Raw genomic sequence first — 21,328 nt, 5'->3', positions numbered from 1 at the left:
CCGTAAATGGCCCTGCCTCAGCAGTAGCGCGCATGCCCACTCGATCTCCGCGTTTCGCAATCTACAGGTCGCACCCCGAGCTGATCCTCAACCTGAGCAGCTGCCTTGCCGTGCTCGCCATCGTGGCCATCGTCAGCTACCTGCTGGCCCGCGAGCGCGACAGTGTCGAGCAATCGGCCATCCGCTCCGCGAACAACATCGTCCAGCTGATCGAAAGCGACATCCTGCGTAATGTCGAACTCTACGACCAGTCGTTGAAAGGCCTGATCTGGGCCGTCAGCCGCAAGGAGCTGCCAGAGATCTCCGGCCCATTGCGCCAGCGCCTTCTATTCAATGAAGCCTTTGTCGACCGCAAGCGCGGTGATGTGCTGTGGCTGGACAAACAAGGCAATGTGGTCGGCGACTCCAACAGCGCCGTGCCTCGCAAGGCCAACTTTGGCGATACCGGGGTTTTCCAGGCACACCTGCATGACGCCAACCTCGGTTTACTGGTGGGCCCGCCTTTCAAGGCCAAGCTGGGCGACATGGACTGGTGCATCAGTTTCAGCCGGCGCATCAACGGCCCGCAGGGCGAATTTGCCGGGCTGGCCGCCGGCGCCCTGCGCCTGTCGTATTTCAGTGAGTTGTTCCGCCGTCTGGATATCGGCGCTGAAAGCAGCATCAACCTGTTCAACACCGACGGGCAGCTACTCGCACGGGAACCTGCACGCCCACAGGATCCGGCAATCGGCACCTATTACGGCGAGCGCCCCAACTTCAAGCGCATCCTCAACGAGCACAGCGGGAGCTTCACCGCGCGCTCTGGCAGCGCCCCTTCCCAGCGCATGTACACCTTCGCCCAGGTCGCCGACCTGCCGCTGATCGTGCTGGTGGTGCATTCCGCCGACGAGGTGTTCCAGTCATGGCGGCGCACGGCGATTCTGGTCAGCGTCGCCACGGGGGTGTTGTGTATCGGGATTCTCTGGCTGACCCTGCTGCTGGGCCGGGAATTGCGCCGCCGCCACGAGGCAGAACAGGGCCTGGCGACGCTTGCCGCGACTGACAGCCTGACCGGCCTTGCCAACCGCCGCCGCTTGGACCAGGTGCTGCGGCTGGAATGGTCACGCGCCCAACGTAACCGCCAACCGTTGGCGGTACTGATGGTGGATGTGGATCATTTCAAGGCCTTCAACCAGCGCCATGGACACGCCGGTGGCGACCACGCCTTGCGCGAGGTGGCCAGCACGCTGGAGCTGTGCATCCGCCGTCCGGCGGATCTGGCGGCACGCTATGGCGGTGAAGAATTTCAGGTGATCTTGCCGGAAACGGAACTCAGCGGCGCTCTGTTGCTGGCCGAGCGTATTCGCGCCCAGGTCGAGGCCCTCGCGCCATTCGCAGACGATGCCCACTCAGTCACGGTGAGCGTTGGGGTCAGCGTCTACATCCCCGGCACCCAGCAAGACCTTGCACAGGTGCTGGGCGCCGCGGATGAGGCACTCTACCGGGCCAAAGCCAATGGCCGTAACCGGGTAGAGGGACCAACCAACTAGGAACGGGCGCGGGCGGCGTTGCGCAGTGCCTTGACCTGATCGTGGTTACGCTGCACGCCCTGCAATTGTTTCTCCACCAGGGCATAGCTCGGATCGCTGGCCATGCGGCCCAGCTTGACCAGCTTCTCGCGTGCTTCCTTGTAGGCCTTGAGGGCATGATCTTCGCCGCGCTCCACCTCATTGAGCACCGCTTCTTCATCCTTGCCGGTGACCATCGACTTGAGGTTTACCCAGCCACGGTGCAGGTCACCGCTGATACTGGTGGACGTTTCCGGGTCACCGCCCAGGCGGCGCACTTCGCTTTGCAACTCGCTGGCAGCGGTGGCGCATTCGCCGGCACGCTGTACGAAAAACGCCTTCAAATCGGAGTTTTTCACGTCATCGGCCGAGGCTTTGAAGCCTTTTTCGCCATCCTTGCTGTACTCGACCAGGTCGTTAAGTACGTCGATCACGTCTTTGTTGGGATTGCTCATGGCACAAACTCCTTGGCAGGTGGTAGTCACATATACCGGAGCAGCCTTCGTGCCAAGCCACGCGATTAAATTAAATCCTTTAAAAACAATCAGTTATGACATCCACAGCAAAGCTATATATCGGCGTTATGCATGATTGCCGCTTGGGGGCTCGTGCAGATTGCAGTATGGTCGGCGCTCATTCACTGCCCAGGCTTCGTCGATGAAACCGGAAATGCTCGAACTGCTGGTGACCCGCGCCATGCCCTTTGGCAAATATCAGGGGCGGATCATTGCCGACCTGCCGGGTGATTACCTGGCCTGGTTCGCCCGCAAAGGGTTTCCGGCCGGTGAGCTGGGTGGCTTGCTGGCGTTGATGCATGAGGTCGACCATAACGGCCTGGGCGACCTGTTGGTGCCGTTGCGGCAAAAACATCGGCGTTAGCCTGTACTGGCCTCTTCGCGGCTAACGCCGCGCCTACAGGGACCGCACTATCCCTGTAGAAGCGGCGTTAGCCGCGAAAGGGCCAGCAATACCAACAGAAGGCTTCAACCCTTCACTGGCGCAACGGCCAACTCCACCCGCTCGCTCTTCTTGATCACGGCATACACCACCGCCGTCACCAGGCTGCCCGCCACGATTGCCAACAGATACAACAGTGCATGGTTGATCGCATTGGGGATCAGCAAGACGAACAGCCCGCCATGCGGCGCCATCAGCTTGCAGCCGAAGTACATCGACAGCGCGCCGGTCAAGGCGCCACCGGCAATGCTCGCCGGGATCACCCGCAATGGGTCCTTCGCCGCAAACGGGATGGCCCCTTCGGAGATGAAGCACAACCCCAGCGCCAGTGCCGCCTTGCCCGCTTCACGCTCGCTCTGGGCAAACTTGCGCCGGGCCAGGAAGGTGGCGATGCCCAGGCCGATCGGCGGCACCATGCCGGCGGCCATGGTCGCCGCCATCGGCGCATAGCTGGAAGATGCCAGCAGCCCCACCGAGAAGGCATAGGCCGCCTTGTTGATCGGCCCGCCGAGGTCGACGCACATCATCCCGCCCAACAGCATCCCGAGCAGGATGGCGTTGGTGGTGCCCATGCTGTCGAGGAAATGCGTCAGCCCTTCGAGCATTGCCGCCACCGGCTGGCCGACCACGTAGATCATCACCAGGCCGGTGAACAGGCTGGCCAGCAGCGGGATGATCAGGATCGGCTTGAGCGCATCCAGGCTGCTTGGCAGACGTGCCCAGCGGGCGATGGCCTTGGCGCTGTAGCCTGCGAGAAAACCGGCGACGATACCGCCAATGAAGCCAGCACCCAAGGTGCTGGCCAGCAGGCCACCGATCATCCCCGGCGCCAGGCCCGGGCGGTCGGCGATGGACCAGGCGATGTACCCCGCGAGCAGCGGCACCATCAGCTTGAACGCAGCCTCGCCGCCGATCTGCATCAGCGCGGCCGGCAAGGTGCCAGGCTGCTTGTAGGCTTCGATGCCGAAGACAAACGACAGGGCGATCAGCAAGCCGCCGGCCACCACCATTGGCAGCATGAACGAAACACCGGTCAGCAAATGCTTGTAGACGCCGGCCTTTTCAGCCTTGGCGGGCGTTGCAGAGGCAGCGTCCGCAGCACTTTCGACCTTGGCCTCGGCCAAGGCCTTCTCCAGGGTCGCGCGTGCCTGCTTGAGGGCGATACCGGTACCACAACGGTAGATACGCTTGCCGGCAAAGCGTGCTGTCGGCACCTCGATGTCAGCAGCCAGCAGCACCACATCGGCATCGGCAATGGCCTGGGCCGACAGCGGATTGCGAGCACCAACCGAGCCCTGGGTTTCGACAGTGAGTTCATGGCCCAGCTGCTGCGCCGCCTGTTGCAAGGCTTCTGCAGCCATGAAGGTATGCGCCACGCCGGTCGGGCAGGCGGTGACCGCAACAATGCGCACAGCGGTTGAAGGCGCCGCACTGGTCGCTTGCACAGCCAGCACTTCGGCCTTGGCCTGCGCCTCGTCGAGGAAGCCCTCACGGTCGGCCAAGGCCTGCGCCGGGGTGCTCTGGCAGAGGCGCTTGCCGGCGAAACGGGCAAGGTCCACCGGGCCGGTGCTGACCACCAGTACCCAGTCGGCCTCGGCGATCTGCGCAGGGGTCAGCTGGCGCTCGGGATGCTCGGCATCCTGCACTTCAACACTGGTGCTCCAGCCGCGGCGCTGGGCGGCAGCCGCCAGCAGGCGGGCACTGAGCACGCTGGACACCTGGCCGTTGGGGCAGGCGGTGACAATGGCGATGTTCATCGGCAACCCTCTTGTTGTTCTGTCAGTTGCACAGCGGTTTCCAGGTGCGCGAGCTGCTCGCGGTCACAGATGCCGAAGCCAACCTGAGTCACGGCCTGTGCTGCGATGGCCGTGGCGCGGCGCAAGGTCTGTTGCGGGCTTTCCGCCGCCAGCAGGCCATGGACCATGCCGGCGACCAGCGAATCACCGGCCCCCACGGTGCTGGCAACCCGCACTTGCGGCGGCCGCGCCTGCAGCGCCAGGCCGGCAGCAAACCAACTGACGCCCTGTTCGCCCGCCGACACCACCACATGTTCGATACCGCCGGCCAGCAGTTGCTCGGCAGCGGCGCGCTGCTCGGCGGCGGTCTGCACGGCCAGGCCCAGCACTTCACCTAGCTCTTCGGTATTGGGTTTGACCAGCCAGGGGGCACTCTGCAAGCCAGCACGCAACGCGTCACCACTGCTGTCGAGGGCCACTTTCAGCCCCTGCGCCTGCAACTGCTCAAGCAACTGGCGGAACCACTCAGGGCTGATCCCTCGCGGCAGGCTGCCGGCCACGACCACCGCGTCGTGCCCGGGCGCCACCTGTGCCAGGCGCTGCAGCAGTTCGGCGCGCGCGGCTTCGTCGACCTCCGGCCCCAGGCCGTTGACATCGGTGACCCGGCCATCGGCCTCGACCAGCTTGAGGTTGCTGCGGGTTTCGCCGGCCACTCGCACGAAGCAGTCGGCAAAACCGCGCCGGGCGATCAGCGCTTCAAACGGCTGCAGGTTGTCGCGGCCGAGAAAGCCCCCGACAGTAACGCTATGGCCCAGGTCGGCCAGCACCTGGGCCACGTTCAGGCCTTTGCCCGCGGCGTGACTTTGCTGGTCGTGGGCGCGGTTGACGTGCCCTGGGCGCAAGGCGTCGAGGCTGACGGTGATGTCCAGCGCCGGGTTCAGGGTCAGGGTAAGGATCTTGGCCATTCAGTAACGCTCCACCAGCGCGCGAACCGCTGCGGCGCTGTCCTGTTGCAAGGCCTCGCGCGCCAGGGCGCGGGCCGTTTGGTGATCAGCCTGGCGCACCAGGGCTTTGACTTCGGCAATGCTGCGGGCCGCCACGCTCAGCTCGTCCACATCCAGGCCCAGCAGCACGGCCACTGCCTGCGGGTCTGCGGCCAGTTCGCCACAGACGCCGACCCATTTGCCCTCGGCGTGGGCGGCACGCACGGTCATGTCGATCAGGCTCAGCACCGCCGGGTGCAAGCCGTCGGCCTGGGCAGACAAGCTTGGGTGGCCACGGTCGATGGCCAGGGTGTACTGGGTCAGGTCGTTGGTGCCGATGCTGAAGAAGTCCACTTCACGGGCCAGCTGCGCCGCCAGCAATGCAGCGGACGGCACCTCGACCATGATCCCGACCTGCAGGTCGGCGACCGGGATTTCCTGGCGCAGGCGCTCGACCATGGCACGCGCCTCACGCCACTCGTGAATCTGCCCGACCATGGGGAACATGATGCGCAGGGGCCGCTGATCGGCGGCCCGCAGCAAGGCGCGCAACTGCTCTTCCATGATCTGCGGGCGTTGCAGGGTCAGGCGCACACCGCGCACGCCGAGGAAGGGGTTTTCCTCGGCGGCTATCGGCCAGTACGGCAACGGCTTGTCGCCGCCCACATCGAGGGTGCGCACCACCAATGGCCTGCCACCGAGGCCGTCGAGCACACGGCGGTACTCCGCTTCCTGGGTAGCCACGTCCGGTGCCTGCGAGTGGGCCATGAAGATCAGCTCGGTGCGCAGCAGGCCAACCCCTTCGGCGCCCTGCTCCACCACCTTGTCGATACCGCTGCTCTCGCCAATGTTGGCGAAGACTTCGACGGCATGGCCATCGCGGGTCACCGCCGGCTCATGGCGCCTGGCCCAGGCAGCTTGAAGGCGTTGTTCGCGCTGGTCGCGCTCGGCCAACGCGCGTTGCAGCTCGTCGGCTGGCGGTGCAACGCTGACCAGGCCGCGCTGGCCGTCGAGCAGCAGCGGCGTGCCGGAATCGAGCAGCAGGATCGCCGCGCCTGCGCCAACCACGGCCGGGATGCCCAATGCCCGGGCGACGATCGCACTGTGCGCCGTGGCGCCGCCGTGGGCCGTGACGATACCAGCGACACGGGCCGGGTCCAGGCGGGCGACATCAGAGGGGCCGACCTCGCCCATGACCAACACGTAGGGCTGCTCCGGTTCGGCCTGGGCCGCCACGCCGCACAACTGGGCCAGCACCCGGCGGCCAATGTCGCGCAGGTCGGCAGCACGCTCGGCCAGCAAGGCATCGTGCAGCGCTTCCTGCTGACGGGCAGCCGCTTCGATCACCGCCATCCACGCCGCCGCCGCACTTTCGCCGTGGGCCAGGCGTGCCTCGGCATCGTCGCTCAAGGCTGGGTCAGCGAGCATTTCCTGGTGAGTGACGAAGATCTCGCCAATCGACTTGTCGCTGCGCTGCACCAGCGCCTGCAATTCGCCATGCACGGCCGCCAACGCGTCACGCAGCTTCAGGCGCTCCTTGGCCGGCGACTCACCGCGTAGCGGATAATCGATGACCCGCTCGACGCACACATGCGCCGGCCCACTGGCAATACCCGGGGATGCACTGACGCCCTGGATCCGGCTGCCCGCAGCGGGCGCCTGAAGTACCACGGCCGCGCTGGCAGCACTGGCTGGGGTGGTTTGCACCAGCGGCTCGACCTCTTCGCCCAGGCCTTGTTCGATGGCTGCCAGCAGTACGGGCAAGGCATCGCCGGCAATCGACGGTTCAGCGCTCAGCTCAAGTTCCTGGCCACGCCGGGCGCCGAGGCTCAGCAGCTTGCTCAGGCTCTTGATCGACACCGCTGGCTGCGCACTGTCGAGCACGCGCACACGGATTTCACCCTCGAAGCCCTTGGCCAGTTGCGCCAGGACCTTCGCAGGGCGGGCGTGCAGGCCGTGCGGGTTGGCCAGCACGATCCGCGCACTGGGCCAGTCAGCCGGCGCCTCACCGCCCAGCACCTCAAGCACCGCACGGCTGCTGGTGGCCTGGTAGAGCGTTTGCCCGCGGCCTTCGATCAGCACTTCGCACAGGCGCTCGAGCAGCGCCTGGTGGGCGGCACCAAGGCTGGCCAGGCAGAACAGACCATTGAGCGGCTGGTCGCGATAACGCAGTGGCTGCTGCGCAGTGATGAAGGCCAGGCCAGGCTGTCGCACCTGGCGCTCGCTGTGCAACCACCACAGGCCCTCGCCCAAGGGCAGTGGTTCGGCCTGTTGCAGCACAGCAGCGAAGCCGCTGTCGACACAACCGGCGCGCTGCAGCAGGCGGGCACCGCGCCAGGCCAGCTCATCGAAGTCTTCAGCAGGCAGGTTCAGGCCCACCAGTTGCGCGTCCAGCGCCAGTTCCTGTGGCGCGCCTTGCAGCAGCTTGAGCAACGCCTCGGCAGAGCTGGCCCGGCGCAATGCCTCGGCCAGGTCGGTCTCGCCGAGCGCGCGGGTCAGCAACTGCAGCAGGCGCAAGTGTTCATCGGAACGGGCGGCGATGCCGATAGCCAGGTAGACCTTCTGCCCATCGCCCCAGTCCACACCTTCGGGGAACTGCAGCAGGCGCACGCCCGTGGCGAACACCAGTTCGCGGGTCTGCGGGGTGCCGTGAGGGATGGCGATACCCTGGCCAAGGTACGTCGAGCCTTGCGCTTCGCGCGCCTGCAGGCCTTCGAGATAACCTTCGGCAACCAGGCCGTCGGCTACCAGCTGATCCGCCAGCAGGCGCAATGCCTCGGCCTTGTCGGCGGCCTTCTGGCCCATGGCTATCTGCCCTATGGCGAGCTCGAGCATGACCTTCTCCTTTTGCAGCCCCAGCTTGGTTTTGATGCCGGGTACTGAGGTATTGTTGTGATATTCACAGAATCAGCCAGTTCGACAGCCTTGCAAGCGCGGCAGCCGAGGCAGAAAAATTAATAGCTGAAACGTTTAATCTGACCAAGCGGCCACGTTACTCGATAATCTTCCGAGGAAAAAGCCCCATCCTGTCGGACAATTGCGACAATGGTCGCCTGCGCATCGCGACCAACCCGGGTCAAACTACCCGGTCCTGGTTCCGTAGCCAGTCCCGGTAATAACAAGGAAAAATCGGTGAAACTCAGCGATATCGCCCGTCTGGCCGGTGTGTCAGTGACCACTGCCAGTTATGTCATCAACGGCAAGGCCGAACAGCAGCGCATCAGTACCAGCACTGTCGAGCGGGTGCGCGCGGTGGTCGAGGCCCATGACTTCACCCCCAACCCGCAAGCAGCCGGCCTGCGCAGCCGGCACACCCGCACCTTGGGTTTCATTCTCCCGGATCTGGAGAACCCCAGCTATGCCCGCATCGCCAAACAGCTCGAGCAGGGCGCACGCGCCCGTGGGTATCAGTTGCTGATCGCCAGCAGCGACGACCAGCCCGACAGCGAGCGCCAGCTGCAGCAGCTGTTCCGCGCCCGCCGTTGCGATGCCCTGTTTGTCGCCAGCTGCCTGCCGCCTGAGGACGACAGCTACCGTGAGTTGCAGGACAAGGGCCTGCCAGTGATCGCCATCGACCGGCGCCTGAACCCGGCACACTTCTGTTCGGTGATCAGCGATGACCGCGATGCCAGCCGTCAGCTGGCCGACAGCCTGCTGGCTACGGCCCCGCGCAGCATCGCACTGATCGGTGCACGCCCGGAGCTGTCGGTAAGCCAGGCCCGCGCTGGCGGCTTCGACGAAGCCATGCAAGGTTTCGACGGCGTGGTCCGCCGCTATCAGGGCGAGTCCTTCAGCCGCGAATGTGGCCAACGCCTGATGCAGCAACTGATCGACGAACAAGGCGGCCTGCCGGATGCCCTGGTGACTACCTCCTATGTGCTGCTGCAAGGAGTGTTCGATACCTTGCAGGCGCGCCCGGCCGATTCGCGCCAGCTGCAGCTGGGCACCTTCGGTGACAACCAGTTGCTCGACTTCCTGCCGTTGCCGGTCAATGCCATGGCCCAGCAGCACGGCCTGATTGCCGCCACTGCGCTGGAACTGGCCCTGGCCGCGATCGAGGAAAAGCGCTACGAGCCTGGCGTGCATGCCATTGGCCGCACGTTCAAGCAGCGCATCACTGCGGCCTGATCATGCGCCTGATCGACACCCACACCCACCTGGACTTCCCTGATTTCGACGCCGATCGCCAGCACCTGCTGGCCAACGCGGCGGCGCGCGGGGTGGAGCGCATGGTGGTGCTGGGGGTGTATCAGGCGAATTTCCAGCGAGTATGGGACCTGGCCTGTGCCGAAGGCTGCGTACTTGCGGCACTGGGGCTGCACCCGATCTACCTGGAGCAGCACCGGCCGGAGCATCTGACGCAGCTGCGCGAATGGCTGGCACGCCTGCAGGGCGACCCACGGCTGTGCGCGGTCGGCGAGTTCGGCCTGGACTACTACCTCGAAGAGCTGGACAAGCAACGCCAGCAGGCGCTGTTCGAAGCGCAGCTGCAGATGGCTTGCGACTTTGAGCTACCCGCCCTGTTGCATGTGCGCCGCAGCCACGCCCAGGTGATTGCCACGCTCAAGCGTTACAAGCCGGTGCGGGCGGGGGTGATCCATGCCTTTGCCGGTAGTTACGAAGAGGCGCGCGAGTACATCAAGCTGGGCTTCCGGCTTGGCCTGGGTGGCGCCGCGACCTGGCCGCAGGCGCTACGCCTGCGCAAGACCCTGGCGCGTCTGCCGCTGGAAAGCATCGTGCTGGAGACCGATTCGCCGGACATGGCGCCGGCGATGTTTGCCGGCCAGCGCAACAGCCCGGAGCATCTGCCGGAGATTGCCCAGGCACTGGCTGAACTGATGGGCATCGAGACTGGGGTACTGGCTGAAGCCAGCAGCCGTAATGCCTGTGAACTGTTCGGCTGGCAGTAGCGGCCTCTTCGCGGGTAACCCGCTCCCACAGGTCATGTGCAGTTATCGAGCGCCGCGTTAATCCTGTGGGAGCGGGTTCACCCGCGAAGAGGCCGCTACAGGCAACACAAGGCCGGCCTTAGACTCTGAAGGCCCCGATCAGGCGTTTCAACTCCACCACCTGCGTCGAAAGCACCCGGCTGGCATCCTCGGCCTGGCAAGCCCCTTGGGTGGTGTCCTGGGCGGCCCGGTTGATCGCGACGATGTTGCGATCGATGTCATGGGCCACCGCCGTCTGCTGCTCTACCGCTGCGGCAATCTGTTGGTTCTGCTCGACGATCCCACCCACTGCCGCGAGGATATTGCCTAGCGCCTGCTGCACCTGGCGCGCTTCGTCGACAGTGCCCGCCGCCATCTGATGGCTGCTGCCCATCGCCCGCACCGCCTGCTCCACGCCATCGCGCAGGCGCTGGATCATCTGCGCGATCTGCGCGGTGGAGTCCTGGGTACGCCGGGCAAGGGTACGCACTTCATCGGCCACCACGGCAAACCCACGCCCCTGCTCACCGGCCCGGGCGGCTTCGATGGCCGCATTCAATGCCAGCAGGTTGGTCTGCTCGGCAATGCTGCGAATCACCTCCAGCACCTGGCCAATCGCCTGGCTGTCGTCGGCCAGCCGATTGATTGCCAGCACGGTCTGGTCGATTTCTTCGGCGAGGCGGCCGATGCTGTCTTGCTGGCTGGCCACCAGGCTGCGGCCATTGGCGCTTTCCAGGTTGACCTGTTGCGCGCCGTTCGCCGCCAGCGCGGCACTGCGTGCCACTTCCTGCGCGCTGGCGCTCATCTGGTTCATCGCCGTGGCCACCTGCTCGATCTGTTCACGCTGGCCACTGACCGCCTGGTTGCTCCGCGCCGACACCGTCAGCACCTGCCCGGCCTGCGCTTCGACTGCCACCACGGTACGCCCGACCTGGTCGATCAGGCCGCGGATGCGGCGTACCGTTTCGCTGAAACCTTGGCCCAACTTGCCCAGCTCATCGCGGCTGTGTGCCTGGAAGCTGACCGTCATGTCACCCGCAGCCACTTTATCCATGGCACCGCCCAGGCGGCGCAAGGTGGCCCGGGTCGACACATAGAAACCGCCATACAAGTACAGGATCAACACGAATACAGCGGCCAGCGCCGTGCCCAGGACGAGCATGCGCAAGCGCTGCTCGGCCAGGCGCTGTTGCAACTGCTCTTGCAGATGCGCCAGCACAGCGTCATTCAGCCGATAGGTCGGCGCCATCAGTTCGCTGACTTGCTGATAGAACACCGGCCAGGGTGTATCGAGGGTTTCCGCCACCACCACTTGCTCTTCGAACAGCGATGCGGCCTGCCTGACTGTCGCCTGGCTGGTATGTGCAGCCTCCGCCAGGCCGGCCTTGGCCCCACGGTCCGTGGCAAGGGCATCATCCAGGCGCAAGGCATAGTCGGCTGCCAGGCGGTCAAGGCGTTGCAGCAGGTCTTCGAAACGGGCGCTGCCAGAAGAATCGATGAACCCCCTCCCCAACGCAATGGCGCCCATGGCCCGGCCTTCGCCCAGCGCCTGGCTGACCTGCGCGGTGGCGACCCCAAGCAGCTCACTCAACTGACGCACCGAAGCCTGGCTGTCCTGGCTCAGGCCGGATTGGCTCACCACCTGTTTGCCCAGCATCTGAGCCAGGGCCAGCAGCTTGTCGAACAGCGCAGCCTTGTTCTGCAGCGACGATTCTGCACGGGCGCTGGCAAATGCCCCGGCCAGTTCTTCGAGTTTGTCTTCAGGTACTGCCTCATCCCCTTGCAGCGTGTGCAACTGCGCCTGGACCTTGTCCTGCAAGGCAGCGATGCGCGCCTCCAGATCCCCGCCCTGGCCCGACTGGCCAAGCACGGCATTGATCTGCAACAGGTTGCCCAGCGCCTCGAGGTCGGCGCGAAGGTTCAGGCTGTCAGCCAGCGGAGCTATGCCCTGCAATTCAGCGCGGGTAGCGTGAAACTGCTGATAGGCGTCGCGCACCAGATAAAAGCTGGTGGCCAGCATGGGCAGGAAGAACAGGATGCTGATGAGGCTGAACTTCTGCCCGAAGCTCAGCCTGTTCATCAATGCGATGGCCGGGTAGAGCACACGCTTCACGGGGCACCTCCATGGATTCTTGTTGTTCTGCAGAGATAGCACTAGGCCACTTGTATAACGCAGATCGAATCGGAGATTTGTAACTTAAGGTTAACCAAAGGCCGCGAATGCCTTTGTAGGAGCGGCCTTGTGTCGCGAAATGGCTGCGAAGCAGCCCCAGCGATATATGCATAACGGCTGAAATCCAGGGGGCCGCTTCGCAGCCCTTTCGCGACACAAGGCCGCTCCTACAAAGGCCGCAACCTACTACATCAAGACTGTCCACAGGGCGAAGCCTGCGTACCACAACACGGCACAACGCAGCAGCAGGTCCCACAGGCTGTCCAGTCGCCCCAACCCGCGCTGGGCATCTTCTTCCTCGGGGATGTCATCGGCAATGCGCCCGACCCTGGTCACCAGGTGCCCGGCGCTGATGTGCCAGTTGAGCAGCTCGTGCAGCATCACCCGCATCACCGCGACGAAATTGCCGACCAGCGCGAAGCTCATGGCGAGCACCCGCACCGGCAGCCAGTCCATGACATGCCGCAGCTGTTCGGCACGGGCCTTGAGCGCAGGCTGGCGGCTATGCTCCCCCGTCAGCGCCAGCAAGCGGTAGGCCAGCGCAGCGCCAGGGCCAAGCACGAAGTACCAGAAGATCACCGCGAAAAAGCTCTGATAGGCCTGCCACAACAGGTAACCCTGCACACGCACCAGCAAGCTGTGCGGCTCGTCGGCCGCCAGGCCCAGGTCGCGTTCGGCCACCCGCAGCGCAGCCTGGTCGTCGCCACGCCGCCAGGCATCGCGCAAGGGCCCGAGTGAAGCCTTGGCATCGCCGCGCCCCAGGCTGTAGATCACCACCAGCAAGTGCAGCGGCAAGGCCAGCAAGCCATACGCCACCGGGTCCAGTACGTGCAGCAACAGCACCAGCACGGCCACCGGCGCCAGCACCAGGATCGCCAGTGTCCACCAGGGGTGTACCTTGCCACTGCGCTCCAGGCGCACCAGTTCGCCCAGAAAGAAACCGTCCCGTTGTACCTGATGGCGCAGCGCAGAGAACTTCTCTACCCACAGCACCAGTATCAGCACCAGAAAACTCATGCGTTGTCCTCGTTATCCTTCATGGCCTTGCGGTAACGCGCCCAGTCGAACGCCGGGCCAGGGTCGGTCTTGCGCACCGGGGCAATGTCGCTGTGGCCCTGGATACGCTCAAGGTCGATCACTGGCCAGGCGGCCTGGATCTGCCGGGTGAGTTGCTCCAGAACGGCGTACTGGGCATCGGTATAGGGCAGATCGTCAGTGCCTTCGAGCTCGATCCCGATGGAGAAGTCGTTGCAGCCTTCGCGCCCGTCGAAACTCGACACGCCGGCATGCCAGGCACGATCGAGCAATGACACGAATTGAGTCACCGCCCCATCGCGCTCGACAAACAGATGGGCCGAGACGGTCAGGTGGCTGATGCTGGCAAAGTAAGGATGTTCGTTCGGGTCCAGGCGGTTCTGGAAGAACTGCTGCACCTTGCCGCTGCCGAAGCAGGCCGGCGGCAGGCTGATGTTGTGGATCACCAGCAGGGAAATCGCTTCACCCTCTGGGCGGGCGTTGAAGTTCGGCGAAGGGCAGTGGGTGATTCCGTTTCCGTGGAACCAGCCAGTGGCACGGTCCAATTGCATGGGGCAGATCCTGAAAAGCGCCGGTACAGACCTGCAGTATGCCTTGCGCGTGGGGCGCTGTGCATGTGAATGATTGTAATGCCGCCGGCTCACTGCACCTGCGGCTGACGCAGGCCGTCAAGCACGGCTTGCAACGCTCGTTCGAACAGCAAGCCATCATCCAGCAGCCGTGCCGCACCGCGATGCAGCGCCTGCGCCAGCGCGACAGAGCTCCACTCACGCACCTTCATGCCGGTGCGGTTGGCGAAGACCAGCCGGTCGCTGCTGTCGATGCGTGCGACCAGCTTGCAGCGCAGCGGCTCGCCGTCATCGAGCATTTCCACCCAGGTGCCAATGCGCAAGCGCTGCACCAGGCGTAGCTCTGCCGCTTGCTCATCGAGTTGACGCAGCGGTGCGCAGGCAGACTCTTCGGCGATGGCGAGCACGATGTCCTCGGCCACCAGGACTTCGGCCAGTTCATCGCTGCCAGCTGGCCATGCCGCCCCTTCGCACGCGCGCAAGTGCAGCTGCTCCAGTTGCTGGAAGAACCCGCGAGTAGCCGCTGAATCCACCGCCACGCTGGCCAGGCCGTCACGCAGGGCCTTGAGCAGGCCTGGCACTTGTTGCAGCAATACCTGGGGCGGCTGGTGCGGGGCAATGCTGGCGAGCAGGGTATCCATGGTGGCCAGCGCCTGCTGCCAGGCCTGGGACGCCTCGCCCTGCTTGAGCCAGGCCAGCAACAGCACCTGGCTCCAGGCCTGGACCAGCATGTGCACCACCACCTGCGGCAGCGTGCGCCCGCGCAGGCGCTGGTTGAGCGCCTGCTGCACCTGTTGGCGGGCCTGCAAGGCACGGGCGCGGCCTTCTTCGGCATCGCGCGTGCGCTGCTCCAGCAGTTCGTTGCGCCGGCGCTCGTCCTGGTTGAAGGCAAGAAAGTCCTCCAGCAGCTCGGCGAACAGCTCGGTGTCTTCGGTGAAGTCATTGAGCAGGCGCTGGACGATGCGCTCGACACGCAGGTGCAGGCTGTCGCGCAGGCCCTCGCTGCCGGTGTCCCAGCCAATCGCGGCAGCAGCGATCTCGTTGAGCAGGCGCCGCGCCGGGTGGCTGGCTCGGCTGAACAGGCCTTTGTCCAGCAGCGCCACCTTGAGCAGCGGTATATGCAGGCGAACGAGCAGTGCGCGCAGGCTCAGTGGCAGGTTGTCGTCGGCTGCGATGTAGGCGAACAGCAGACCTACCAGGTTGATCATGTCCTCGTCGGCACAAGCGATGCGCCGGCGGGTACCGCTGCGCACGCTGACCCGCAGCAGCAGTTGCTCAAGCTGCTGGCCCAGGTCGAATTCGTCATCGTCGGTCGTGGCCGGCACATAATGCTGCAGGTGCGAAAGCAACCGCAGCAAGTCGGCGGTGCTGATCGGCTGGGCGCTGGCGGCGGCTTGCACGCGCGGGGCGATCTGACCTCGGCACGGCGCCAACAGGCCTTCCAGCGAACGCATGAAAGCATGCCCGGCACTGTCTGCGCCCAAGGTTTCAGGCTCGCGTGTGGCCGACATGCGCCGCGCACTCAAGCGGCGGTCCTCGGCGCGCCGCCGCGGCGCTGGCTGCAGTTCCGGCATCACGCCCGCTGCGGCCAGCAACTGGTTGGCCTCGGCATAGAGCACATCGATGTCACGCAGCACATAGCGCTCGAACAGCTTCAGCAAGATCAGCTTGACCCGCAGCCCCACGCCCAGGTTGCGCCCGGCATCGAGGAAGTAGAGACACAGCGCCGCAGGCCCGAACGGGTTCTGCTGTTCGTCAAAACTGCGCCCGAGCAGGCATTGCAAGCGCACGCCCAGTTGCTCGAGGGCGAGGCCATCACGCGACAGCACCCGTGCGACCATGCCGTCGACGGCGACGGCACGTTCCATGTCTGCCTTGCCTTTCGCCGCTTGCTGGCCCAGCGGGTCGAACTGGCCGATGCGAGCGAAGGTGTCGTAGAAGATATCGAGAAAGCCGCGCTCAATGCTCTTGCGCTTCAGGCGCAAGTCACGCATGGCCTCGAAGTACAGGTTCTGGTCGACGCGATCGGCCGCGCGGTCGGCCATTTCGAACAGCATATCGTCGGCATTGTCGAACAGCGCCTGCAGGCCTTGTCGCAGTTGCAGGGCCGCCTTGTCACGCACTTGCAGCAGCAATACCGGGAGGCAAGGTAAAGGCGTGCGTTCGCCTCGTTCCATGGCGGCAGCCAGGGGCACCACCTTGCCTTCTTTATGCATCCCGAACTCCTTGCTGGGTGACGTATTCGATAGGGCGAAAAATCGTCAAAGCTATGACGCCAAATGTTGGGCGCCATTATCGGTAAAAATACCGAGAGCTACCAGCTTTCTTCGCCGGCGGATAAGTGACTCTGTTTTCAGGCAAATGCTCATATGCCCTGACCAATGGTCACCCGCAAGGCAGCTGTACACGGCGCCGCCCCCCTGCCCTATAATCGCCGGCATCTAGCTTGTGGAGCCGACCATGCCGAACCTACGCCTTGCCGACCTGACCGCCGAGATCGAAGCCAATGTGCGCCGCGCGCTGCTGGAGGACATCGGCAGCGGCGACATCACCGCGCAGCTGATCCCGGCCGAGCGCCTGGCCAAGGCCACCATCATCACCCGCGAAGACTGCGTGATTGCCGGCACTGCCTGGGTCGATGCCGTGTTCCGCCAGCTCGACCCGCGCGTGGCCGTGCACTGGCAAGTGGCCGATGGCGAGCGCGCCACTGCCAATCAGCCGCTGTTCCACCTCGAAGGCCCGGCGCGTTCGCTGCTCAGCGGTGAGCGCAGCGCACTGAACTTCCTGCAGATGCTGTCGGGGGTGGCCACCCGTTCGCGTTTCCTCGCCGACTTGGTCGAAGGTACCCAGGTGCAGCTGCTCGATACCCGCAAGACCCTGCCGGGCTTGCGCCTGGCGCAGAAGTACGCGGTCACCTGCGGTGGTTGCCACAACCACCGCATCGGTCTGTATGACGCCTTCCTGATCAAGGAAAACCACATCGCCGCCAGCGGTGGCGTGGCCGAGGCCGTGGCAGCGGCGCACCGTATCGCCCCCGGCAAGCCGGTGGAAATCGAAGTGGAAAGCCTGGATGAACTGCGTCAGGCGCTGAATGCTGGCGCCGACATCATCATGCTCGACGAGCTGACCCTGGATGAAATGCGCGAAGCGGTACGCATCACCGCTGGCAAGGCCAAGCTGGAAGCCAGTGGCGGGGTCAATGAAACCACCTTGCGGGTGATTGCCGAAACCGGCGTCGACTACATCTCGATTGGTGCGATGACCAAGGATGTGAAGGCCGTGGATCTGTCGATGCGCTTGAGCCTGTGACCGAATCGCAGGCATGAAAAAACCGGCCAGATGGCCGGTTTTTTTGTCACCCGAATCAGAACGAGGCGTTGGCCAGGCCGTCCAGGTAGCGCTCGACGTCCAGTGCCGCCATGCAGCCGGCGCCGGCCGAGGTAATGGCCTGACGGTAAACGTGGTCAGCCACGTCGCCAGCAGCGAACACGCCTTCAACGTTGGTGGCCGTGGCGTTACCTTCACGGCCACCGTTGACCACCAGGTAGCCGTCCTTCAGGGTCAGCTGGCCTTCGAACAGCGAGGTGTTCGGGGTGTGGCCAATAGCGATGAACACGCCGTCGACCTTGATTTCGTCGCTGCTGCCGTCGTTGTTCTTCAGGCGCGCACCGGTCACGCCCATGTTGTCACCCAGTACTTCGTCCAAGGTGGCATTGAGCTTGAGCTCGATCTTGCCTTCGGCAACGCGGGCGTTGAGCTTGTCGACCAGGATCTTCTCGGCGCGGAAGGTTTCGCGGCGGTGCACCAGGGTCACCTTGCTGGCGATGTTGGCCAGGTACAGCGCTTCTTCCACGGCCGTGTTGCCGCCGCCGACCACGGCAACTGGCTTGTTGCGGTAGAAGAAACCGTCGCAGGTTGCGCAGGCCGAAACGCCCTTGCCCATGAACGCTTCTTCCGATGGCAGGCCCAGGTAACGGGCGCTGGCGCCGGTGGCGATGATCAGCGCGTCGCAGGTGTACTTGCCGCTATCACCTTGCAGGGTGTACGGCTTGTTGGCCAGGTCGACGGCGTTGATGTGGTCAAAGACAATCTCGGTCTCGAAACGCTCGGCGTGTTCCTGCATGCGCTGCATCAGGGCCGGGCCGGTCAGGCCGTGGGGGTCGCCCGGCCAGTTGTCGACTTCGGTGGTGGTGGTCAGCTGGCCACCTGCCTGCATGCCGGTGATCAGCAGTGGCTTGAGGTTGGCGCGGGCAGCGTAGACCGCGGCGCTGTAACCGGCAGGGCCGGAACCGAGGATGATGACGCGCGAATGACGTACTTCAGACATGTCGAACTCCTGTCGAGCGGGCCACAGGGGCCGCCAGCTGGAAATTAAAAAGGACCCACGCAGCACTTGGGGAAGGCTACAACGCGCAGGCCCAGAAAGCGGAAAGTTGAGCGCACTGTAGCGAGGTCGCAAAGATTAAGGAAATATCCTTCGACAATCCACCTCATAGGCATCCTCTATCTACGAATTTCACGTGCGCAAACGGCCCTGCCACATTTGTTACAGCCGGTTTCTTCATGTCTGCCTGCCTTTCGTCGGCGCGGCAAACTCGGTAAGGTCAGCGCGTTTTCCCTTCTCTGCGGAGTATCCCGATGCAAGCCCCTGTCCTCTCCGGCCCCCAGTATCTGCGCGAAGGCCTGAAACTGGTGCTGAGCCCCAACCTGCGGATGTTCGTGCTGCTGCCGCTGGCGATCAACCTGCTGCTGTTTGGCGGCCTGATCTATTTTGCAGGCCACGAATTCAGCCTGTGGCTCGACGCCCTGATGCCGACCCTGCCCAGCTGGTTGAGCTTCCTTTCCTACATTCTGTGGCCGTTGTTCGTCGCCTTGCTGGTGCTGATGGTGTTCTTCACCTTCACCCTGGTGGCCAACGTCATCGCCGCGCCGTTCAACGGCTTTCTGGCGGAAAAGGTCGAGGTGGTCGTGCGTGGTGAAGACCCGTTCCCGGCCTTCAGCTGGGGCGAGCTGATGGCGATGGTGCCACGCACCTTCGGCCGCGAGATGCGCAAGCTCGGCTACTTCCTGCCACGGGCGATCGGCCTGTTCATCCTGTCGCTGATCCCGGGGGTCAACGTGGTGGCCGCGCCGCTGTGGCTGATCTTCGGTGTATGGATGATGGCCATCCAGTACATCGACTACCCGGCGGACAACAACAAGATGAGCTGGCAGGACATGCTCGCCTGGCTGCGCAGCAAGCGCTGGCAGTCGCTGGGCTTTGGCGGCATCACCTACCTGGCGCTGCTGATTCCGGGGGTGAACGTGCTGATGATGCCGGCGGCGGTGGCAGGTGCCACGCTGTTCTGGGTGCGTGAACGCGTTCAATAAACATCTACCGCTCACCATCGCCCCGTTCGAACTCCAATACGTTTCAGGCCGCAATACCGTGGCCTGAAACCTGGAGAACGATCATGGAATTCAACGACGTAAAACGTAAGGACTACATTGAACTGGCGGGTATTGCCGAGCACCACCAAGGCACAGAGATCGCTAGACATCGTGTGAAGTGGCGGCTGCGCGAGGCACTGGAAAACGCAGGCGTTTCTCACCCCTACGATCAGATTTTCTATTCGGCCGCCCAAGACGGTACGGTCATTTTCAGCAAATCGCTGGTGCAAATGCTGACCGAGGCAGTACTGAACAACGAGCGACACAGCATTCAGGTCGGGACCGGTGGCGATTTCTACGCTGCTCAGTACACGATGTCAGAAGAAGCCCGCGTAGACATTTCGGTCGAAACCGCCAACGACGTCATGGCTCTGGTCTACGAACACATCAAAGAGACTGAAGCCAAAGGCTGACAGCACGTTCCAAGGCCTGTGCATCCATCCTGCAGGGGCTGCCATGTAGCCCCTTTCACTGCTCGATCATGCGTGGCTGAGCCTGTTTGAAAACTGCCCCACCGCATCCACCACTTTCTTCGCGCCTTCCTGGATCTCGACGATCACCCCACCGGTATCCGCGGCCAGCGCCAGCCCCTGTTCGGCCTGGCGCTTGCTGGTGTCGATGATATCTACCGCCGCCTGGGCCAGCTGTTCGTTCTGCTGCACCACCTTGGCAATCTCCTCGGTGGCGCTGCTGGTACGCGAGGCCAGCTGCCGCACTTCGTCGGCGACCACGGCGAAGCCACGGCCTTGCTCGCCGGCGCGGGCTGCTTCGATGGCGGCGTTGAGCGCCAGCAGGTTGGTCTGCCCGGCGATGTCGCTGATGGTCTTGATGATTGCGCCAATCACCTTGGACTGCTGGTCCAGTGCCTGGATACCCTCAGCAGCGTTCTGCATGGAGCCTTCAAGGCCACGCATCACGTCCACGGTCTGGGTCACCACCTCAGTGGCCTTGCGGGCGCTGTTGTCGGTTTCCAGTGAGGTGTTGTAAGCAATGTCGGCGGCCTGCGCCACGGCTTGTTCCTGATTGACCTGATCGGTGATCACGGTGGCGAACTTGACCACCTTGTACAGCACGTCATGGGCATCGAAGATGGGGTTGTAGGAGGCTTCCAGCCAGACCGTGCGGCCATGGGCGTCGACCCGCTTGAAACGGTCGGCCACGTACTCGCCGCGGCGCAGCCTGTCCCAGAAGGCCTGATAACCGGCAGAGCTGGCTTCTGCCGGGTCGCAGAAGATGCGGTGATGCTTGCCACGCACCTGCTCCAGGCTGTACCCCACCGACTGCAGGAAACGGTCGTTGGCGGTCAGTACCTCGCCGTCGAGGTTGAACTCGATCAGTGCGGTGGAGCGCATCAGCGCCTTGATCAGGCTTTCGTGCTCGCGCGATGCTTCGATGGTGCGGGTCAGGTCGCTGGAGTGCATGGAGAAATGCCTGATCCGACCATCAACGTTCTTCACCGGCTGCAGGATCGAACGCAGCCAAGCCTCCTGGCCGTTGCCCCGCAGCAGGCGGAAGGCGCCGTTGAGGTGCTCGCCACGGCTGATGGCGTTTTTCATGCGCTGGTAGAAATCGAGCTTTTTCACGTGCGCGGGCACGATGTCTTCGATGTTGCGGCCAATCAGCTGCTCGGCGCGGTAGAGCATTTCGCTCTCGAAATTACCGTTGACCTGCTCGATACGCCCCTGAGGGTCGAGCTGCAGCACCAGCATCTCGCTGTCGAGGCTGCTCTTGACCTGCTCGACGGCCATCAGCTCTTCGCGCAGTTGCTGGATTTCTTTCTTGAGCTTGCTGTTGAACATCACCGCACTCCCGGAGCGCATCAACCGATTCGGATGCATCTTCATCGGCTGCGCCTCGTGCCGCTTGAGCGCCCTGAAAAGAAATATTCACAAAGCCGAAACTGCCGGAAATCAGGCGTCACCTGCGCGTCACAAGGCTGTCATGTGAGCGCAACGCAGCAGGCGGACACT

At 64.0% G+C, this 21,328-nt stretch carries 17 protein-coding genes; 7 read left to right on the top strand and 10 right to left on the bottom strand.

The genetic code is table 11. From position 1 onward, the window contains the following. The first annotated feature begins 32 nt into the window (after positions 1-32). Positions 33-1,529, top strand: coding sequence for a sensor domain-containing diguanylate cyclase (locus H040_RS20480; protein WP_027918365.1), 1,497 nt, complete (start codon positions 33-35; stop codon positions 1,527-1,529). Here the strand turns inward: H040_RS20480 and H040_RS20475 are convergent. Next, positions 1,526-2,002, bottom strand: a complete 477-nt coding sequence (locus tag H040_RS20475; RefSeq protein WP_027918364.1) for a ferritin-like domain-containing protein — start codon at positions 2,000-2,002, stop codon at positions 1,526-1,528. The genes H040_RS20480 and H040_RS20475 overlap by 4 nt on opposite strands. Before the next feature lie 202 nt (positions 2,003-2,204). Between H040_RS20475 and H040_RS20470 the strand changes: the two genes are divergently transcribed. Beyond that, the gene (locus tag H040_RS20470; protein WP_027918363.1) at positions 2,205-2,426 is read left to right on the top strand and encodes a DUF3820 family protein; all 222 of its coding nucleotides are present in this window, start codon (positions 2,205-2,207) and stop codon (positions 2,424-2,426) included. 104 nt (positions 2,427-2,530) lie between these two features. On the opposite strand, the gene H040_RS20465 is transcribed toward H040_RS20470, so the two are convergent. From H040_RS20465 to ptsP, 3 genes are read right to left on the bottom strand one after another with little or no spacing between them, the layout of a single operon-like run. Next, positions 2,531-4,261 carry a PTS fructose-like transporter subunit IIB gene (locus H040_RS20465; protein ID WP_027918362.1) on the bottom strand — a complete coding sequence of 577 codons (1,731 nt, stop codon included), beginning with the start codon at positions 4,259-4,261 and terminating at the stop codon, positions 2,531-2,533. Then, positions 4,258-5,205 carry a 1-phosphofructokinase gene (gene pfkB, locus H040_RS20460; protein ID WP_027918361.1) on the bottom strand — a complete coding sequence of 316 codons (948 nt, stop codon included), beginning with the start codon at positions 5,203-5,205 and terminating at the stop codon, positions 4,258-4,260. Before pfkB ends, H040_RS20465 begins: the two co-directional genes overlap by 4 nt. Beyond that, positions 5,206-8,058 carry a phosphoenolpyruvate--protein phosphotransferase gene (gene ptsP / locus H040_RS20455; RefSeq protein ID WP_027918360.1) on the bottom strand — a complete coding sequence of 951 codons (2,853 nt, stop codon included), beginning with the start codon at positions 8,056-8,058 and terminating at the stop codon, positions 5,206-5,208. It abuts the gene before it with no gap. 297 nt (positions 8,059-8,355) lie between these two features. On the opposite strand from ptsP, the gene cra reads away from it, so the two are divergent. Both cra and H040_RS20445 read left to right on the top strand, forming a co-directional pair. Next, positions 8,356-9,351: a catabolite repressor/activator gene (cra, locus tag H040_RS20450; protein WP_027918359.1), complete on the top strand. Its 996-nt coding sequence runs from the start codon at positions 8,356-8,358 to the stop codon at positions 9,349-9,351. Positions 9,352-9,353: 2 nt separating this feature from the next. Next, a complete protein-coding gene (locus tag H040_RS20445) occupies positions 9,354-10,133 on the top strand; it encodes a TatD family hydrolase (protein ID WP_027918358.1) in 780 nt (259 codons plus the stop codon). 118 nt (positions 10,134-10,251) lie between these two features. Here the strand turns inward: H040_RS20445 and H040_RS28195 are convergent, their stop codons facing one another. The 4 genes from H040_RS28195 to H040_RS20425 all read right to left on the bottom strand — a co-directional run bounded on the left by H040_RS28195 (position 10,252) and on the right by H040_RS20425 (position 16,144). Continuing rightward, positions 10,252-10,956, bottom strand: a complete 705-nt coding sequence (locus H040_RS28195; RefSeq protein WP_371260242.1) for a methyl-accepting chemotaxis protein — start codon at positions 10,954-10,956, stop codon at positions 10,252-10,254. A 1,554-nt stretch (positions 10,957-12,510) separates the two neighbouring features. After that, a complete protein-coding gene (gene ampE / locus H040_RS20435; RefSeq protein ID WP_027918356.1) occupies positions 12,511-13,341 on the bottom strand; it encodes a regulatory signaling modulator protein AmpE in 831 nt (276 codons plus the stop codon). After that, on the bottom strand, positions 13,338-13,910 hold the full coding sequence (gene ampD, locus H040_RS20430; RefSeq protein ID WP_027918355.1) for a 1,6-anhydro-N-acetylmuramyl-L-alanine amidase AmpD: 573 nt from the start codon (positions 13,908-13,910) through the stop codon (positions 13,338-13,340). The genes ampE and ampD overlap by 4 nt, the downstream gene beginning before the upstream one ends. A gap of 89 nt (positions 13,911-13,999) precedes the next feature. Continuing rightward, positions 14,000-16,144 (bottom strand): DUF1631 domain-containing protein, encoded by a 2,145-nt coding sequence (locus H040_RS20425; protein WP_027918354.1) that lies wholly within the window; start codon positions 16,142-16,144, stop codon positions 14,000-14,002. Between the two features lie 244 nt (positions 16,145-16,388). Between H040_RS20425 and nadC the strand changes: the two genes are divergently transcribed. Then, positions 16,389-17,237, top strand: coding sequence for a carboxylating nicotinate-nucleotide diphosphorylase (nadC, locus tag H040_RS20420; RefSeq protein WP_027918353.1), 849 nt, complete (start codon positions 16,389-16,391; stop codon positions 17,235-17,237). Between the two features lie 55 nt (positions 17,238-17,292). Here nadC and trxB read toward each other — a convergent pair whose 3' ends face one another. Beyond that, positions 17,293-18,255 (bottom strand): thioredoxin-disulfide reductase, encoded by a 963-nt coding sequence (gene trxB, locus H040_RS20415; protein WP_008097075.1) that lies wholly within the window; start codon positions 18,253-18,255, stop codon positions 17,293-17,295. Positions 18,256-18,566: 311 nt separating this feature from the next. Here trxB and cysZ point away from each other — a divergent pair, with 311 nt between their 5' ends. Both cysZ and H040_RS20405 read left to right on the top strand, forming a co-directional pair. Then, the gene (cysZ, locus tag H040_RS20410; protein WP_027918352.1) at positions 18,567-19,298 is read left to right on the top strand and encodes a sulfate transporter CysZ; all 732 of its coding nucleotides are present in this window, start codon (positions 18,567-18,569) and stop codon (positions 19,296-19,298) included. 83 nt (positions 19,299-19,381) lie between these two features. Beyond that, positions 19,382-19,771: a hypothetical protein gene (locus H040_RS20405; RefSeq protein WP_027918351.1), complete on the top strand. Its 390-nt coding sequence runs from the start codon at positions 19,382-19,384 to the stop codon at positions 19,769-19,771. A gap of 66 nt (positions 19,772-19,837) precedes the next feature. Here the strand turns inward: H040_RS20405 and H040_RS20400 are convergent, their stop codons facing one another. Next, on the bottom strand, positions 19,838-21,157 hold the full coding sequence (locus H040_RS20400; protein ID WP_027918350.1) for a methyl-accepting chemotaxis protein: 1,320 nt from the start codon (positions 21,155-21,157) through the stop codon (positions 19,838-19,840). Positions 21,158-21,328 lie beyond the last annotated feature (171 nt).

This window comes from Pseudomonas sp. URMO17WK12:I7, assembly GCF_003269045.1.
In the GTDB taxonomy this organism is placed as follows: Bacteria; Pseudomonadota; Gammaproteobacteria; order Pseudomonadales; family Pseudomonadaceae; genus Aquipseudomonas; species Aquipseudomonas putida_J.
This window is presented reverse-complemented; position numbering and strand designations above follow the sequence as displayed.